Origin of the sequence: Sorangium sp. So ce1036 (genome assembly GCF_051369805.1) — a bacterium.
GTDB lineage: Bacteria > Myxococcota_A > Polyangia > Polyangiales > Polyangiaceae > Sorangium > Sorangium cellulosum_F.
This window is the reverse complement of the sequence record NZ_JBBMOX010000001.1, coordinates 5,863,116-5,879,792: the sequence shown is the minus strand read 5'-3', so window position 1 is coordinate 5,879,792 and position 16,677 is coordinate 5,863,116. Positions and strand designations below refer to the sequence as shown.

Sequence of the window (16,677 nt, the reverse complement as noted above, 5' to 3'; positions counted from 1 at the left end):
GAGAGGCTCGCGTGTACCGAGACCGCGGGAAGCGGTTCGTGTATAGATCCTGGCGGTCCGAGAGAGCGCGGTGAGCGTGTCGCGTCGACGAGGATCCGGCCCCTGTTCCCAGTCCTCCCGGAGCAGGGGCCCGTAGCTCAAGGAAGTGTCACCGCTGCTCCCGGTCAGAACTGTTACCAGGGCTCCGCTCGTACAGTCTGGGAGAGGCAGCCGGGAACCTCCGCCGGCTCGGAGACGGTCTGGGAGAGGCTCCCGGGAGCCTCTGCCGGCTCGGAGACGGTCTGGGAGAGGCAGCCGGGAGCCTCTGCCGGCTCGGAGACGGTCTGGGAGAGGCTCCCGGGAGCCTCTGCCGGCTCGGAGACGGTCTGGGAGAGGCAGCCGGGAGCCTCTGCCGGCTCGGAGACGGTCTGGGAGAGGCAGCCGGGAGCCTCTGCCGGCTCGGAGACGGTCGCCGGCATCTCCTTACTCGTTCCTCGCGGATAGCACGGCGCATGCCGGTACCACCATGCGCTCACGGCCCGGTCAGCATCCGGCATGGGTCCCGCATGCCACCCGGCGGCGCCGGCGGGAGCTGGCATGTCAATTCAACCGCAAGAGCCGCTCGACGATGCGGAACCGCCCGCGCGACGTCGCGCGGATCTGCGTCGCGATGAGCTCGATCTCCTCGTCCTCGGCGCGGACGCGGAGGGCGCTCCTGGAGGAGCGCAAGAGCACCTCGCCCTTGCTGTCCAGCTTTGCCTTTTCGATCCGTCTGTCGCTCTAGCCCTCGTCCTCGTCGTCCGCTGTGCCCGCGTCGGCCTCTGCGGGCTCGTCGGCCTCGGCCTCGGCCTTGGCGGCCTTGCGCTCGCGGCGCTTGAGCTCGGCGGCCTCGATGGCGCGCGCCTCGGCGGGGTGGTCGTGGAGGAAGCGGGCGCGGAGGTCGTCGGAGCCGGGCTCGTCGAGGGTGAAGTCGGGCCGGATCTCGTCCTGGAGGCGGAGCTCCCAGGCGTGGGCCCTGGCGGGGTGGTATTTCCAGAAGCAGCCGTGGGCGACGGCGAGGCTCGGGTCCTTCTGGCACTTGTCCTCGACGCGGGCGGGGAAGTAGCGGCGGGCGAGGTGGGACCAGTCGTAGTCCTTGCGGCCGTCGGCGAGGCAGAGCTGCTTCCACCACTTCTTGGGGTCGCTCCACTGCGGGGCCAGCAGGGGCCAGAGGGCGGCGCTGTTGATCATGACGCCGTCGTCGAGGTCCATGCGGAAGGGCGCGTCTTCGGCGCGAGGAGGGCAGGCGGGGTCGGTGGGCGGGGCGCCGCGCTCGGCGCACTGGCTCGTGGCGTCGATGAAGCCGGCGAGCTCGTCGCGCAGGCGCTTGACGGCGGTGTACTGCTTCTCGGCGGCGATGGCGGCCTTCTTGTCGCTGCCGGTGCGGGCCTGGGCGAGGTCGTTGATCTCGCCGTCGAGCTGGCGGAGCAGCGGGTGGAGGTGATCGGCGAGCAGGGTTTGCAGGGTGCTGTCCGCCCAGCGGTGGATGCTGACCCAGGCGACGAAGCTGCGCTTCTCGCTGCTCAGCGGGAAGTAGATGGGGCGGTTCTCGTAAAGGGCCTTGTGGTAGGTGAAGAAGTCCTTGCGGAGCCAGTCGCGCAACGGCAGCTTCTTGCCGGCGCCGAGAAGGGCGCGCTGGTGCTCTTCCCAGGCGCGGAGGAGGGGAGCCGCCGCGGGGTGGCGGAGGGAGTCGGGGAGGTGGTCGCTGGGGCCGACGAAGAGGATGCCGGCGGGGAGGGCGTCCTGGGGCGCGGCGTCGAGGACGCCCTCGCCGCCGGCGCCGAAGCGGCCGAGCGCGACGCCGAGGGCGAAGGAGACGTGGGCTTCCGGGGCGGGCGGGTCGAGGGCGGGCTCGTAGGGCGGGAGCGGGGCGCCCTCGGGGCGATCGACGGCGCGCTGGGCCCAGTCCTGGGCGTAGCGCCAGGGGGAGGGGCCGGGGCGCTTGAACTCCGGGCACGTTTCCTGTGTCGATGTAAGAACTGAATATGCTTGCCCAATCATTTCGACGATTGTGTCTGCACCCGCTAGAGTCGAGACGGGTAGACGGGCCACGTCGGCGAGACGGAAATGGACCGTAGGATTTAGTGATTCGATGATTGTTCTGCTCGATTTGGCGTTCAACGAGCAAAGCACTAGCGGCATGCTATCGATGTTGTGTGGGTAAACAGATGCTCCCATGTCTCCAATGATGCTGGGTGCGGCGTGGAGTCGCGCCGAGAACGATGCTCCGATGGTCGTAAATGCAATGCCCGGTCGAAAATATCTATCGGCCCCGCGTCCAAATCGGCTTCTTGGAAAATTTGCGATCTCGATGCCGTTGTGCTTCCAGCGAACCATGAAGCGCCGTGGTTCACGCCAGGTTAGTCCAGCTCCCCCTTTGATAAATGGAGCCCAGTTTGCAGACGAGCGGGTCTCCCAAACAAATCGAACGAAACGCACATCGTCGCGAGTGCCAAGTCCTTCTCGAAGATCCGCAAGGGAGCTCAACTTTGTTGCGTTCGCATACCGCTCGAGGAGCTCCTTCGTCCACCAGTACACGATGGGCTCGCCCTCGATGACCTCGAAGCCCTTCGGGTCGAACTCGTAGCGCCCCACCTGCACGAGGAGCGCCGCCCGCTTTCGCGCAGTGCGCTCCGAATCTCGCGAGCGATCGTCGAGCGGCGTTGGCTGAACGGCAACAGAAGATGTTGCTCCAGGCTTTGCGCGCCGTAGCACGGACATCACCGTTGCGAGCACCTCGTCGGGAACATCCTCGAATGCGCCGCGATCCACATCACCCAGCAGGCGTAGATCCTGCCGTTCTACGATGTGCTTCCGCAGCTCTGAGAACTGCCCCAAAAACATCCACCCCCGCATCGTGAGCAGCGCGGAGATGCCGCCCTCCCGCGCCAGCTCCAGCCCCCGCTCCAGGAACGCCGCATACAGATCCGCCTTCCCCCGCGGATACTGCCTCGCCACATACTCGAACTGCGTCGTCTTGCTCAGCCCCTGGTACGGCGGATTCCCCACGACGACATCGTAGCTCCCCTCCTTCATCAGCCGCACGAACCTCACCCCCGCGGCCACCTGCTCCCCGTGCAGCCGCAGCCCGAGGTCCTCCGAGGCCGAGTGCGCCTCCAGGAATCGCTCGAGCTTCTCGAGCACCGTCTCCCTGGCCGCCTCCGGGGACACCGCCACCCGCTGCACCGCGAACCCCTGGAACAGGTCGCCCTGCCCCGGCTTGCCGCGCTCGATCTCCAGCGCCGCCTCGTTCAGCGCCTCCTGGATCGCCACGTCCACCTTGAGCAGCGATCCCAGGTAATCGACCCCCGCGATCCCCTTGACCAGCCTGCGCGTGAGCGCCTCGGCAATGCCCGCCTCTCGCTCCAGCTCCCGGCAGAGCGCCAGCAGCGCCGGATCGTCGTCCGGCAGGTCCCCGAGCCGCAGGCTCGGCGCCACCAGGTTCATCCGGCTGAGCCGCGCCTCCGGGGCGAACAGCTTCGCCTTGAGCGCCAGCGCGGCCGCCGCGATCTGGATCGCCCGCGCATCGATGTCGATGCCGTGCAGGTTGTTCGCGAGGAGGCTCTCCGCGATGTCCTCGTCCGTCCACACCTCGCCCCGGTGCCTCGCCTCCTCGCGGTACAGCGCGGCGAGCAGGTCGAAGGCGATCACCAGGAAGTGCCCAGACCCGCACGCGGGGTCGAGCAGCTTCACCTCCCGGATCGACGACGGCGCCCTCTCCACCGCATCTTCCGGGATCGGCTGCTGCACATAGTACTTCCACGCGCTCTCGAGCCCAGGTTCCACCGGCATCAGCGCGTCGGGGGCCACCTTGCCGGCCTCGCGCTTGGCCCGCCACGCGGCGCGGCGCGCCTCGAGCGCGGGCAGCACCGCCTCGGCCTCCGCCGTCCAGCCGTTCTTTCGGCAGATCGAGAGCCACGTCAGGCCGAGGCTGTTCTGGAGCAGCCACTCGACCATGTAGCGCTCGGTGAACATCTGCGTCTTGCTGGCGATCTCGTGCGGCTCGATCTTGCCGCCGCCCGCGATCTTGGCGTCGAGCTGCTCGCGCTCCGGGTCGTTCCAGTACTGGTAGACCCAGCCGAGCGTGGTGTCGTCGCCCCAGGCGGAGGCGAGCGCCGGGTCGTTGAGCGCGTCGATGACCTCCCGCAGCACGGCGGCGGGCACGGGGAAGAGCGGCGTCAGGCCCACGGGGCCGAACAGCCCGGGGAGATCCAGCGAGAGCTCGGCGAAGACCGCCTCGAGCAGGGCGCGGTAGCCGCGCGTGTCGTCGCCCGCGAGCGGGCCGGCGTAGTGCACGAACTCCTGCTCGTAGGCCGGGCTGCCGAAGCCGCCGGTGACCACGGCGGGGCGGAGCACGCCGTGGTGCTCCAGGATGCGCACGAGCACGAGCCGGTTGAGCAGCGTGTGCGCCGCCTCCCTGGCGGCCTGCTGCAGGAACCGCTGGCGGAGCTCGGCGCCCGCGCCCTTGCCGGCCTTCCTGTCCCTCGGGGCGCGGGCGCTGCGCGCCTGCTCGTCGAGCCACGCCTCGAGGCGCTCGCGCCGGCAGCGGCGCGCCTCCGGGAGCTGGGCCTTGGCGAGGGCGACGTCGAGGCGGTACTCGCCCCGCGCCGCCTCGGTGAGCTGGTCGATGAGCCTGCCGCGGAGCGCGCGGACCGTCTTGCGAAGGGCTTCCTTCGCGTCGCTGGTGAGCAAGGTCGAGGTCATGGAGGTCATGCAGCGGCGCGCCGCGCGGGCGGCGCGCTCGTGGGAGATGCAGCGAGCGCCGCGGTCGGCTCGGTCCCGGGGCCACCCCCCGAGCACGTCCGCCGCCGCGTTCCCGGCAGGCTACCAGGAGGAAATTCCACGGAACAGCGGGGACGGTGCCGCGAGGCGACCGACCGAGAAGCCCGGCGCGGAGCCGGATGCGTGGAAACCCGGCGGTCCGGGTCGTGAACGCGCCCACCCAGCGGCCCTGCGACTCCCGGCGGTCGCGCCCGTGTGCTCGTCGGGTTGATTCCGCGGTCCAGGAGTGAACCGTTCGGCATTCGTCCTCAGGGGACACGAGGGCAGCGCAGACGGGACGAACCGCCGCCCGCGGGATGAGGCTTTCAACTTGAAGCTGAACACCTTTTCATGTACTCCCCATCGGCTCCCGCGAGCCCCGGGCCCCCTCCATGCCGCGTCCGAAGTTCTACCGCGACCCTGTGCACCTGCAGATCCGGTACGATGCCGTGGATCTCGCGCGGGCTTTCCCCGCGGAGGGCGACGCGGGGCTCCGGATCGGCTGGCTCGTGCGCAAGCTGGTGGATTGTCCAGAGTTTCAGCGCCTGCGTCACATCCGCCAGAACGGCCTCACGAACCTCGTCTTCCACGGGGCCGAGCACTCTCGCTTCGCTCACAGCATGGGGGTCGCCCATCTCGCGCGGGAGATGTACGCGGGCATCGAGCGCAACAGCGATGCGCCCGCGAACGCCGATCACAAGGTCATGACCTGCGTGGCGGCGCTCCTCCACGACGTGGGGCACGGGCCGTTCTCTCACACGCTCGAGGAGATCCTCAAGGAGCACGGCGTCGAGTTCGACCACGAGATCATGACCCAGCGGATCATCGAGGAGGACGACTCGGCGATCAGCACGACCTTGAAGAGCGCGGACCCGGCGCTGCCCACCCAGATCGTCTATTACATCGACAAGAAGAGACGGCGAGAGGCAAAGCAGGACGAGCACTGGCGGTACCGTCTCGTGTCGAGCCAGCTCGATGCCGATCGGCTGGACTACCTGCTCAGGGACGCGCTGTTCGCCGGCATGAAAGGCGGCTTCGACCTCTCTCGGCTGCTCGACTCCCTCCAGGAGCTGGACGGCAAGAGGATCGCCGTGGATCGCGGGTCCATCGTCACGGTGGAGGCCTACCTGGTCACGCTCGATCAGATGTATCGGGCGGTGTACTACCACCATGCGACCCGAGCGGCGAGCGTGCTCCTGAGCTCCACGATGAGGCGAGCGTTCGAGCTGCACCGGCGGGGGGACCCATCGATCTTCCCGCCGGAAGGCCGCACGGGCATCCACCCGCTTCAAGCGCTCGCGGAGCGTGGACAGGCGATCGCGCTGCACCAGTACATGCGCCTCGGCGAGTTCCAGGTCTGGTCGCTCATCGAGTCGTGGAAGCACCACCCTGACGCGGTGCTGAGCGATCTCGCCGGCAGGCTGCTCTGCCGGCGACTCTTCAAGACCATCGACGTCGACGCCGCCCAGCGCAGGAGCCTCAACGAGCTGGAGGAGCACGCCAGGTCGTTGACGAAGAAGCTGCTGGGCCACGTGGACGACGCCACGGTGGGCTATTACGTGTCGGTGGATGAGCCCGGTAGAACGAGCTACAAGCAGTACGACTGGCGCTCCGAGTGGCCCGACGAGTCCATCTGGCTCGTCGGGGAGGGGCCCGATCCCAGGCCCATCGAGGACAATCCACAGAGCAGGATCGTCGCTGCCCTGAAGGAGACCAAGTATTTTCACCGGCTCGTGTTTCCGGAGGAAATCAGGGCCTCGCTGCTGAGCGAGAAGAAGCCGCTCCTCAAGAAGCTGCAAGGAGGCAAGGGATAAGATGAGCTCGATCCAGCGGGGCAGCGCGCTCCGGGGGCTGCTCGCCATGGTCGCGGCCATGGGCGGCCGCCTGGAGAGCAGGATTCGCCTGCAGAAGTCGGCCTACTTGCTCAAGCGCGTCGGGGTGGACGACTTCCGCACCACGCCGTTCAAATATCACCATTACGGCCCGTACAGCCGGGCGCTGTCCGACACGTTGCAGGAGGCCATCGCCTCCGACCTCCTCAAGGAGAATCGGGCGGAGTACGGCGACGAGCAGTCGAAGTACACGTACGAGCTGACCGAACCCGGGCGAGCGTGGCTCGAAGAGAACACGGACGGAAGCGATCCGCGCGTCGAGCAGCTCGCGCCGCTGTTCAGGGATGAGCTCTGGCGTGTCCTCGAGCTGGCGGCGACGGTCCTCTTCGTCGAGCGCGACGAGTCCATCGGCGACCGGGCCCGGGCGATCGACCGCGCGGTGGCGCTCAAGCCCGCGTGCGCGGAGCACCGCGCTGCCGCGGAGGGCTTGCTGCGGCGCCTCGGCCTCTGAGGCGGCGAGGCGCCCGCGAGGGGACGCTCGGGTTCAAGCGGATCCGACGGGGGCGGGCGCGGCACGGAGGTGCGCGCGGACGGCGGGCGTCGCCCCCCGCCCGCTCACCGCAGGCGCACGCGGTGGCGGGCGTCGAGCTCGTGGAGGACGCGGCGGCGGATCTCGTCGAGCAGGCGATCCAGCGCGGCGGCGGAGTCGATCTCGCGGCCGCCGAGGTCGAGCGCGACCTCGACGACCGGCGTCGCGCCCAGGCCCTCGAGCAGGGTGTCGAGCTGGGCGAGCGCCCGGGCCTCGGCCGCCTCGCGGCGCGCCGCGAGCAGCCCTTCGAGGACCTCCAGGGCCGGGGCGACGGCGCGCTCGTCCGTGTTCGGCGCGGCGCCCTCGCGCAGGTGCCGGAGCACCTGGTGGCGCTGGTCCGGGTCGAGGCGCTCGAAGCCGCTCCGCCGCTTGAGGCGCTCCACCGCGAGGTCGACCTCCTTCGCGTGCGCGTCGAGCAGCGCGCGGCGGCGGGCGCGGTACTCCCCGCGCAGGAGCTCCACGCGCGGCTGGAGCTCGGCCGTGTCCTCCCACGGGCGCTCGGCGCGGAGGTGCGCCTCGACGGCGCCCGCGGCCGCGCGCGCGTCCTCGGACGGCGACAGCGCCGCGAGCCCGGGCCAGGTGTGGTTCAGCGCGTCCTCGGCCTGGCGGAGCACGTCGATGGCCCCGTCCGTGAGATCGGTCTCCATCCGGCGGAGCAGCGTGAGCCCGTCGCGCAGCACGTTCAGCGAGCGCTTCACGGCGAGCACCGTCGGCTCCACCCGCCGGTCGCGGCGGCACGCCTCGAGCGCGCCCTCGAGCCTGGTGAGGGTCGCCGGGTAGGCCGTGTCCTTCGGCAGGCGGCGGAAGCGCTCGCCGAGCTCCGTCAGCCGCTCGCGCACCCGGGCGAACCGCTCGGCCACGGCGTCGGCGATCGCGTCGTTGTCGCGCGCCACGTCCTTGCCGAGCAGGTCGCGGAACAGGGCGCAGATGGCGTTCCGGTCGCGCGGGGTGAGGGCCTCGACCGTGTTCTCGGTGAGCTTCGCCTTGCGGAGCCCCGCCTCCTTGAGCAGCTCCCGCGCGCCCTCGTCCCGCGGGCTCGTGATCTCGCCGATCCCCGCGATCTCGATGCGGACCTTCCGCCCGCGCAGCAGGCCGACGACGGCGGCGCGGACCACGTCCGGCGCCACGCCGTGCGGGGGGGCGCCGAAGTGCGCGAGCAGCGTGGAGCCGGTGATGCCGCCGTGCTCCCGGACGTAGGCCAGGATGTCCGTGGGGACGCGGCCCGTGCAGGTGACCTCGTAGCGCCCCGCGTCCAGGCTGAGGAGGCCGAGGCGCTCCTGGCCGAGCACCGGGGGCGGCGCCGTGAGCTCCGCGTTCTCGATGAGGTAGAGGATCTCCTTCTCGGAGACCGAGAGCATCATCGGGTGCGGGTAGAGCTCGCCCACGATCTGGCTGGCGAACGCGGCGAGCGCCGCGGGGAAGGTGGCGCCCACGTCGCGGGGCGACCGCTCCCGGCCGCGGAAGTAGAGCTGACCCGCCATGAACGCGCCCTTCACGGCCTCCGCGAGCTCCCGCTGGGCCGCCTCGAGGCGGGTGCGCTCGTCCATCAGCAGGCGGTGCCGCTCGTCCCCCGGCGAGCCCTGGCGGTGGCTGTTGAGCTCGATCATGCGCTCCGACCGCACGAGCTTCCTGGCCGCGTGCTGGACCGCGTCCACGCCCCCCACGACCCACACGATGCGGTCCCGGTACGCCTGGGTGTCGCTGCGGGGCACCCACTGCTCGGCGCCGGCCCCCTTCGTGAACTGGAAATCCACGGTGACCACCGTGTGCTTGCGCTCGTCCTTGATGTGGACGTCCTTGGCCCGCACGCTGTCCGAGAAGAGCGCGAGCCACGGGATCGAGGTCCCCTGGAGCGTCGGCTTGTCCACGCCGCCGAGGAGCTGCTCGAGCGCCTTGGCGATCTTCTCGGAGAGCTGCTCGGCCGAGGGCGCGTAGCCGTCGCGCTCGCGCTGCCACTCCTGCCCGGCCGAGCTCTCGATCTTGTAGCCGGTCTTCTCGGAGTAGCCGAGCAGGCCCTCGCCGACGAGGACGTCGAGCGCCTTCTGCACCTCCGGCAGCAGGTTGCCCTGCCCGAGGACCTCGTAGAGGCAGCGCGCGACGAGCTCCGCCGAGGTCTTCTGGTGGTCCTGCACCAGCTCGAGCAGCGCGACGGCCTTCACGACGCGCGCCATGAGCGGGCTCTCGCGCCTCGAGCAGAGATCCAGCGCGCGCGTGATCGTCATCTGCACGCCGTTGTCGAGCGCGCTGTGGAGCACGTCGTAGATGAGGTCGAGGGTGATGAGGCGGCCCACCTCGTAGCGCGCGAGATCCCGCTCGCGGAAGAGGTCGCCGAGGAGCTGGAGCAGGCCGCGGATCGCGTGGGCGTCGCCCTGGGTCCTCGCCGAGCGCGACCGGAGGCCGGTCGTGATGTCGAGGAGCAGGTCGATGTGCCCCGGGAGCATCGGGTAGATCTCCACGAAATCGGTCTCGGAGATCTCGTCGCCGCGGTACGCGTAGAGCGCGATCTCGGAGCGGTGGGCGTGGAAGAGCCCCTTCAGATCCGGCTCGAGGAGCCTCTTCTTCCGGAGCAGGCGCTTGTGGACGACGTCGCGGATGTTCGACGTGCCGAGGTGCACGCGCAAGGACGGCGGGAAGCGGTCCTTCAGCTTGAGGATGGGCGCGGCGACGCCCGTCCCCTCCTCGAGCTTCTGCTGCCCGGTCGCGAGCAGCCAGGCCTTGCCCTTCATCCGCTGCCCGAGCGCCGCCACGAACGACTGGAGCGCGAGCATGCGATCGTCGTCGTCGTGCACGTACTGGCTCACCTCGTCGACGACGAAGAACAGCGTCCGACCCGGGCAGCGCTGGTCCATCATGTGCTGGATCGCCTGCACCGCCTCGTCGGCGGACCGCTTGCCCTCGAAGCGAGAGCCGCTGCGGCTGTCCACCCACGCCATGGAATGCGTGAAGAGGTCCGGCTGGAGCGCGTGCAGCGCCGCGGAGAAGTAGTCCTCGACGAGCTGGCTGTCCTTGAGCTGGCCCCAGGGCTTGCGGTGCACCTCGAGCACCTTGTCCATGAAGCCGGCGTGCAGCCCCTCGAGCTCCAGCTTGAGCTCGTACTCGGCGACGAGGTTGCTGGTCGTGGAGTAGCCGAGCCGGTGCTGGAGCTGCCGCACCACCACGGCGTGGATGTGCTCGTCGTCGCGGGCCTTGCTGCCGACGTCGAACACGACCGCGACCGGCTGGATCCCGCTCACCATGCGCTGCCAGGCGGCGCGGAGATCGGGGGCGCCGGGGGAGTGATCCTGGGCGAGCAGCGCCTCGGCGAGCGGCCGGCCGCCGGGGAGCGTGCGGCCGTCCAGGGAGAGGCCGAGGAGCTTCGCGAAGCTCGATTTGCCGGAGCCGTAAAAGCCGGAGATCCAGCACGCGGGCAGCTCCGGCCCGCCGGGCTTCTGGAGCTCGCGGTGCATCGCGGTCAGGAGGCGAACGAACTGCTCGTGGATGCCCCCCTCCGTGGCGCGCGGATCCCTGGCCGGGTAGCCGCCGGTGATGATGTACTCCTCGACCTCGCGCTTCAGCTCGGCCGGCTCTTGCTCGTGGAAGTACACGACCGGCGGGATGGCGCGGGTGACGTCTCTCTCGAACAGATCTCCGATCAGCATCCGATCACCGATAGATCCTTGGACGGTAGTCGCGGTCGGCCGGGAGCACGCCCATGAAGGACAGGCCCGTCTCGCCGACGACCTTGCCGGGATAGAGCAGCACCACCGGCACGTTCCGCGTGTGCCCGGCGACGTGCTTGAGCAGCGCGGAGGTGCGGAAGAACGGATAGAGGGCCCCGGCGCGCCCGAGGAAGATCACGGTGCGCTCGGGGTTGTCCGAGCGCTCGCGGATGCGGTCGATCTCGCGGATCACGTCCTGCGCGAGCCCCTCGGGGCCCTCCAGGAGCGTCACGACGCGCTCCTTGAGCGCGCGCAGGCCTCGCCCTGGGTCGCTGGCCGTGGAGAGGCGCTTCTCCCGCTGGATCATCGCCTCCAGGAACGCGTCGCCCTGGGCGCGGAGCCGCGCGAGCAGCAGCGCGTTCAGCGGGATGGTGCCCGTGTTCCAGCCCGCGTCGCGCAGGGTCTCCGAGAGATCGTGGATGGCCCGGCGCAGCGTGAGCTCGTCCTCGGGGTCGTACGGCAGGATGGCGAAGTTGTAGTTGCGGACGGTGCTGATGTGCGGGCCGTCTTCGCGCAAGAGGTCTTTGCGCAGGGCGTCGAGGGCCTTGACGAGCCCGCTCTGTAGCCTGTAGCTGCTCACGCGCTCTCCCCGAGGTAGCGGAGCCCAAAGGCGGTGAGGCTCGGTTCGAGCCACGCGAGGTCGATGACGCCTCCGAGCTCGGCGAAGCGGACGCCGGGGATGCGCGACGCGAACGCGCGGAACGTGGATCTCGTGACGCCCAGGGAGCGGAGGTACGGGTTGTCGGTGAGCGAGCCGTCGATGCGGACGTCGCGCAGGAGGTACAGCACGTAACCGAGGAGGACGTCGGGCACCGGGATCGGCGGCAGCTTGCGGGGGTCCCGCCGCCCGCTGACGAGCCCGACGTCGAGCGCGGTCGCGAGGAGGTTCGAGGCGAACTTGACGCAGGTGCTCGCTCCCCACCGGCCTGCCTGGAGCGCGTCCACCCACCGGACGACCGTGTCGCGGTCGATGGTCGTGAGGCCTTGCTCGCGGCGGGTCGGGAGCAGCTCCCCGGTGAAGCGGCGGTAGATGGGATCCGCGAGCTGCGTGTGAACATGGCAGAGGAAGGGCCGCAGGTTCGACGGCACGGCCCCGAGCCGGCGGAGCAGCGCGAGCGCCTCGGGGTAGGCGTCGAACCGCTCGACCATGTCGGTCATGAGGGTGCGCACGCGCGCCTCGCTCTTGGCGCCGAACCAGCGGCGCTCGAACGCGACGCGCGCGCGGCCGGCGGCGGAGGGCGCGGCGCGCGCGGCGCCCCGGTCGGTCGAGCGACCGGCGACCGCGGGACCCCAGCGCGCGTCCACGGGGACGTCCTCGCCGGCGTGCTGCCAGTAGGCGTAGCTGTCGTCGACCGCCAGCATGCAGCGCAGGATGCGCGTGTGGACGGCGGTCGCCTCCGCCGGGCGCGCGCCGCTCGGCGTCGGATCCAGGCTGGCGCTCCCGGGAGGCGTCCCCGAGGGGGCCGGGGTCTCGACCGGCGCAGCGTTCAAGCGACCGCCTCGAGGAACGGCAGCGGGTAGCTGGTCGAGAGCGGCACGAGGGCCGCGGCGAGGAGCGCCGCGGCCTCGACCGGCGAGGCCGCGGTCACGTCCAGCCTCCGTCCTGCCGGCGTGATCTGCACCTTCGGCTTGCCCAGCGCCGCCAGCATCGACGCGAAGGCGGCGCTCGACCAGGGCCGGCCGACGAGGAACCTCGGGCCGAGCACCTCGGCGGGCGGGCGCCGCTGGTGCCGGTGCTGGGCGAGCCGATCGGCGAGCTGCTCGTCGACCGCGAAGCCGAGGTGGAACAGGCTGGAGACCGCGTCTCCCCGCGCGAGCTTCTCACGCGCCGCCTCGTCCACGCGCCGCGCGGCCTCGCGCACCAGCGCGAGGCTCGCCCAGGCCGCGGTCTTGGGGAGCAGTCGAGCGAAGAGATCGCCCCCGGCCTCGGGGTCGACGAGATCGGACCTCCACCATCCGAGCCGGGGCGGCTCACCGGCAGCCTCTCCCGCCCACGCCACCGTGAGCTGAAGCGCGAGGATCTCGTCGAGATGGGCAGGGCTGAGGCGGAGGGACATGGCTCTCGCAGGGGAGGGGCAACTCGGCCCTGGAGCCGAGCTCCGAGGACGTCCGCTGCCGCGTTGCCGGCAGGCTACCAGGGCGCAACCCCATGGAACAATGGGGACGGTCCCGCCCTGTCGTCGACCGGGCGATCGGTCGGGCACGACCCGAGCCAGAGGGCCTCTTGCTTGCCATGCTGTGGACGCGTGAACGCGTGGACGCGTGGACGCGTGGACGCGTCGTCGTGAGAGAGCGCGCTCCCTCCTCGATCTCGAGACGCTATCTTCTCATCATGAGCGCGGATTCCGGCCCCGAGACGTTTCCCTATGACGCGCTCGCGGAGGCTCGCTTTGAGAGTCGTGATCTTCGACGACGCGTGATCCACGTCCTCATCCCGGCGCCGTGCCCTCGTCTCGCCGGGACCACCCCCGCGTCCCCCCCGGCCCCGCGCCCCCCCGGCCCCGCGCCCCCCGGCCCCGCGCCCCCCGGCCCCGCGCCGTCACCGGTATGGCGTGCCGCTCGTCTCCCCATCGATGTACTGGACCCTCGGGCTCGGGTGCGCCGCGAGCTGGGCGAGGGCGTTGTTCGCGTCGCGAGCGTACCACTCGGTGAAGCCGCAGACCGCGCAGATCCACGCCTCGAAGAACCCCGCGTTGACGAGCGCGGTCGCCGCGCTCACGACGTCCGTGTTGCCGGTCAGGACGTACTGGGAGGTCACGTGCAGCGGGTTGGTGCCCCAGCCTTCCGGGCGGGGCTGCTCCACCTTGTGAACGACCCAGAGCTTCCGGGACTGGCACTTCGGGCACTGACGAGAGGTCTTCATGGCGCGATCTCCTTGGGGGCCGGACGAAGCGTAGCACCTGCGCTCGCGGCCCACGGTGCGGATCCGCTGGCGCGCGGACCTCGGGGCCACCGGATCGACGCGGACATGGGGCGCTTCGTAACGCCCGGTAAGACCCCGGACGCCCGTAACACCCCGGAGCGCTCCTGGCCCACGCGACGGCGCCACGCGACGGCGGCGGCGCCTCGCCGTCTGCCGTGCCCGCGCCGCGCGCGCCAGGGCAGGGGAGGTCGCCGTCCCCGACAGCCTCGTCGTCGCCCCGCGGCAACCCGCCGCCTGCCGTCCGGCTCGCCTGCGCGCCAGAAGCTCGTGACGTCCAACCCCTTCTGCGCTGACCCTCTCGCGCCACGTCTGCCCGACAGCGCGTTCGCGAGCGCGGCAGAGGTCGCCCGCGCGCCCGGCCAGCCGATCGGCCTCATCGATCCCGAGGCCCTCCTCGCCGGGGATGCCCGCTCCGCGGCCCGCCGTGTCCCGGAGAGGCGCGAAGCCGTGTCCCGGAGGGGAGGCGCGAAGCCGTGTCCCGGAGGCGCGAAGGAGCGCTCACCATCTACCCATCTACCCATCTACCCATCTACCGCGGCAGGAAGCGCTAACCTGACATGTACGTTCAGCGCGACGAGCGCACGAAACCAGCGGACGCAGGAAACCCAATGGCCCGATGAGGTGACCCATGGACGAACGAGATGACATGGATGAAATGGCCCCGGCGCCCCGGCCGATCACCTGGGACATCCACCGCGAAGGTCGAAGGTGGACCGCCGAGGAGTTCCACGCGCGCACCGAGCGGCTGATCGACCTGAAGCTGGAGGTCTCCAGGGGCAAGCTCTTCTGGGACGACGAGACGCGGCTGCTGCTCCTGGGCATGCTGCTGGAGAACGTCGGCCTGGACGCGGCGGTCCGGCTCGGGGACCTTTCGCGCTGGAAGGAGGCCATCGCCGCGGCCGAGCACGAGAGACAGGAAGGACGCTCGGGCGGGACTACCGGCTGACCTGGGCCCGGGACCAGCGGGGCGACATCGAGTTGCTCCCCATCGATGATGTCCTCGTCCTCCACGATCCACGACGGGGATCACGGCGCGACGAGCCGACTCTGCCCCTCCAGCGGATCGATCCCGCGCAGCACCGCGGCGCCGTGCGGCCCGGCCCGGCGGCAGGCTTCCTCGACCGGGAGGCCGCAGGCCAGATAGAAGGTGAGCGCGCCCGCGAAGCTGTCGCCCGCGCCGTAGTCGCCGGCGATCCGGTCGGGCGCGGGCGGCGCCTCGACCAGCGCCGTGCCCCCGTCGCGGACGACGCGGACCGGGCGCGGCCCGTCGGTGAGCACCAGCGCGCCGGGGCGGGGATCGTAGGCGTCGAGCGGCGCGTTCTCGCGCGGATCCGCGACGCTGCCGACGAGCACGTCGGGCGCGACCGCCGCGGCCCGGAGCGCCGCGCTCCTGCGGGCGGTGACCACGAGGCGGCGCGCGGCGCGCGCGAGGCGCAGGCTCTCGGGGTCGGCGCCGGTGAAATAGGCCGCATCGCAGCCCGCGAGGATCGACCACGGCAGCGGATCGGCCGCGGCCGGCTGGAGCGGGGCCTCCGTGACGACGATCGTGCGGTGCCCCTCCGCGTCGACGACGACCACCACGCGCGGATGAGCCACGGCGCGCCGCGCCGCGTGCACGTGGACGCGCCCCGGCGCGGCCCGGATGCGCTCCTCGACGGCGCGCCCCGCCTCGTCGTCGCCGACCGCGGTGAACAGGTGGATCTCGGCGTCGCTGCGGCAGACCTGCGCGAACGCGATGCCGCCGCCCCCGCCGGGGAGGAAGCGCGCCTCGCGCAGGTGCAGGATGTCGCCCGGCCTGGGGATGCCCTCGATGCGTCCGAGCGTCACGTGCTCGACGTGGCCCACGACGGCGATGCGCGGCGCTGTCATGCGGCGCTACATAGCACGCCCGCGCCCGCGCACCGCACGTCCGGCCTCAGCGCTTCAGCGCCCCAGCGCCTCCGCGCCCCTCAGCGCTTCGCCGCGCCCGCGCCCGCCATGAACGCCGCGAACTCCCCGGCGTACTCCGGATGCCAGCGCGACAGCGCAGGTCGATTCCGGATCAGGTCGTCGGCCGCCCACTGGATCCGGCGCTCGTCCATCGCGCGCGTGACCGCGTTGTCGGGGCAGAGGAGATAGAAGTCCCCCCGGCCCATGCCCTCGATCATCAGGTCCACCACCTGATCCGCGGTCCAGGCCTCCGCGGGCTTCTCCGGGCCCCGCGCGGTCATGCCGGTGAAGGTGTATCCCGGGATCAGGAGGTGGGCGGTGATCTTGCAGCCGGCAACATTGCGCAGCTCGTGGGCGAGCTGCTCGGTGAGCACCTTGACGCCCGCCTTGGAGACATTGTAGGCCGCGTCGCCCGGCGGGGTGGTGATGCCCTGCTTCGAGCCCGTGTTGACGATGGCGCAGGGGGTGCCCTGCGCCAGCATCGCCTCGGTGAACGCCTGCACGCCGTGGATCACGCCCCAGAGGTTCACCTCGACGACCTCCCGGAAGCGATCGTGACCCTGCCAGGGCTTGCCGCCGCCGCCGCCGATGCCGGCGTTGTTCATCAGCACGGCCACCTCCCCGAACGCCTCGTAGGCGGCCTGCTTCAGGCGCTCCACGTCGTCGAGCCGGGCGACGTCGGTCGGCACCGCGCGCACGTCGGCCGCGCCGCCGGCCGCGACGGCCGCCACGCCGGCGGCCGCCTCGCGCAGCGCCGGCCCGTCGAGGTCGGCCAGGCAGACCTTGAGGCCCATGCGCGCGAAGCGCCGGGCGGCGGCGAGGCCGATGCCGCTGGCAGCGCCGGTCACCACGGCCACGCGGCCAGGGGTCAATGCGGGATGGTCATTCATCGTGGATCTCCGTCCTTCGTCTGGATCTGGATCGCGC

The 16,677-nt window shown here is 71.1% G+C and carries 13 protein-coding genes; 3 read left to right on the top strand and 10 right to left on the bottom strand.

All coding sequences use genetic code 11. From position 1 onward, the window contains the following. Positions 1-173 precede the first annotated feature (173 nt). The 3 genes from WMF31_RS22145 to pglX all read right to left on the bottom strand — a co-directional run bounded on the left by WMF31_RS22145 (position 174) and on the right by pglX (position 4,722). Entirely contained in the window at positions 174-458 is a 285-nt protein-coding gene (locus WMF31_RS22145) for a hypothetical protein (RefSeq protein ID WP_436603855.1), read from the bottom strand. Between the two features lie 121 nt (positions 459-579). Then, on the bottom strand, positions 580-708 hold the full coding sequence (locus WMF31_RS22140) for a hypothetical protein (RefSeq protein ID WP_436603854.1): 129 nt from the start codon (positions 706-708) through the stop codon (positions 580-582). Between the two features lie 51 nt (positions 709-759). Beyond that, the gene (gene pglX, locus WMF31_RS22135; protein WP_436603853.1) at positions 760-4,722 is read right to left on the bottom strand and encodes a BREX-6 system adenine-specific DNA-methyltransferase PglX; all 3,963 of its coding nucleotides are present in this window, start codon (positions 4,720-4,722) and stop codon (positions 760-762) included. Positions 4,723-5,171: 449 nt separating this feature from the next. Here pglX and WMF31_RS22130 point away from each other — a divergent pair, with 449 nt between their 5' ends. Together WMF31_RS22130 and WMF31_RS22125 are read left to right on the top strand one after the other, a co-directional pair. Then, a complete protein-coding gene (locus WMF31_RS22130; protein ID WP_436603852.1) occupies positions 5,172-6,593 on the top strand; it encodes an HD domain-containing protein in 1,422 nt (473 codons plus the stop codon). A gap of 1 nt (position 6,594) precedes the next feature. Continuing rightward, positions 6,595-7,122, top strand: coding sequence for a hypothetical protein (locus WMF31_RS22125; protein WP_436603851.1), 528 nt, complete (start codon positions 6,595-6,597; stop codon positions 7,120-7,122). Between the two features lie 104 nt (positions 7,123-7,226). Here the strand turns inward: WMF31_RS22125 and brxC are convergent, their stop codons facing one another. The 5 genes from brxC to WMF31_RS22100 all read right to left on the bottom strand — a co-directional run bounded on the left by brxC (position 7,227) and on the right by WMF31_RS22100 (position 13,761). Then, entirely contained in the window at positions 7,227-10,838 is a 3,612-nt protein-coding gene (gene brxC, locus WMF31_RS22120) for a BREX system P-loop protein BrxC (protein ID WP_436603850.1), read from the bottom strand. A gap of 4 nt (positions 10,839-10,842) precedes the next feature. Then, entirely contained in the window at positions 10,843-11,478 is a 636-nt protein-coding gene (locus WMF31_RS22115; protein WP_129347588.1) for a BREX protein BrxB domain-containing protein, read from the bottom strand. Further along, a complete protein-coding gene (locus WMF31_RS22110) occupies positions 11,475-12,389 on the bottom strand; it encodes a DUF1819 domain-containing protein (RefSeq protein WP_129347589.1) in 915 nt (304 codons plus the stop codon). The genes WMF31_RS22115 and WMF31_RS22110 overlap by 4 nt, the downstream gene beginning before the upstream one ends. Then, the gene (brxE, locus tag WMF31_RS22105) at positions 12,386-12,955 is read right to left on the bottom strand and encodes a BREX-6 system BrxE protein (protein WP_436603849.1); all 570 of its coding nucleotides are present in this window, start codon (positions 12,953-12,955) and stop codon (positions 12,386-12,388) included. The genes WMF31_RS22110 and brxE overlap by 4 nt, the downstream gene beginning before the upstream one ends. A 482-nt stretch (positions 12,956-13,437) precedes the next feature. Then, entirely contained in the window at positions 13,438-13,761 is a 324-nt protein-coding gene (locus WMF31_RS22100) for a hypothetical protein (protein ID WP_129347591.1), read from the bottom strand. Positions 13,762-14,449: 688 nt separating this feature from the next. Between WMF31_RS22100 and WMF31_RS22095 the strand changes: the two genes are divergently transcribed. Next, a complete protein-coding gene (locus tag WMF31_RS22095; RefSeq protein WP_129347592.1) occupies positions 14,450-14,767 on the top strand; it encodes a hypothetical protein in 318 nt (105 codons plus the stop codon). A gap of 80 nt (positions 14,768-14,847) precedes the next feature. On the opposite strand, the gene WMF31_RS22090 is transcribed toward WMF31_RS22095, so the two are convergent. Beyond that, positions 14,848-15,690, bottom strand: coding sequence for a PfkB family carbohydrate kinase (locus tag WMF31_RS22090; protein ID WP_129347593.1), 843 nt, complete (start codon positions 15,688-15,690; stop codon positions 14,848-14,850). A gap of 80 nt (positions 15,691-15,770) precedes the next feature. Next, positions 15,771-16,640: an SDR family NAD(P)-dependent oxidoreductase gene (locus tag WMF31_RS22085; protein ID WP_129347594.1), complete on the bottom strand. Its 870-nt coding sequence runs from the start codon at positions 16,638-16,640 to the stop codon at positions 15,771-15,773. Positions 16,641-16,677: the final 37 nt, after the last annotated feature.

Bases quoted from the DNA above. Each gene is read 5' to 3' on its own strand.
- WMF31_RS22145 (WP_436603855.1), bottom strand. From the start codon at position 458: ATGCCGGCGACCGTCTCCGAGCCGGCAGAGGCTCCCGGCTGCCTCTCC.
- WMF31_RS22090 (WP_129347593.1), bottom strand. From the start codon at position 15,690: ATGACAGCGCCGCGCATCGCCGTCGTGGGCCACGTCGAGCACGTGACG.
- WMF31_RS22100 (WP_129347591.1), bottom strand. From the start codon at position 13,761: ATGAAGACCTCTCGTCAGTGCCCGAAGTGCCAGTCCCGGAAGCTCTGG.
- WMF31_RS22095 (WP_129347592.1), top strand. From the start codon at position 14,450: ATGGACGAACGAGATGACATGGATGAAATGGCCCCGGCGCCCCGGCCG.
- WMF31_RS22085 (WP_129347594.1), bottom strand. From the start codon at position 16,640: ATGAATGACCATCCCGCATTGACCCCTGGCCGCGTGGCCGTGGTGACC.
- WMF31_RS22125 (WP_436603851.1), top strand. From the start codon at position 6,595: ATGAGCTCGATCCAGCGGGGCAGCGCGCTCCGGGGGCTGCTCGCCATG.
- brxE (WP_436603849.1), bottom strand. From the start codon at position 12,955: ATGTCCCTCCGCCTCAGCCCTGCCCATCTCGACGAGATCCTCGCGCTT.
- brxC (WP_436603850.1), bottom strand. From the start codon at position 10,838: ATGCTGATCGGAGATCTGTTCGAGAGAGACGTCACCCGCGCCATCCCG.
- WMF31_RS22130 (WP_436603852.1), top strand. From the start codon at position 5,172: ATGCCGCGTCCGAAGTTCTACCGCGACCCTGTGCACCTGCAGATCCGG.
- pglX (WP_436603853.1), bottom strand. From the start codon at position 4,722: ATGACCTCGACCTTGCTCACCAGCGACGCGAAGGAAGCCCTTCGCAAG.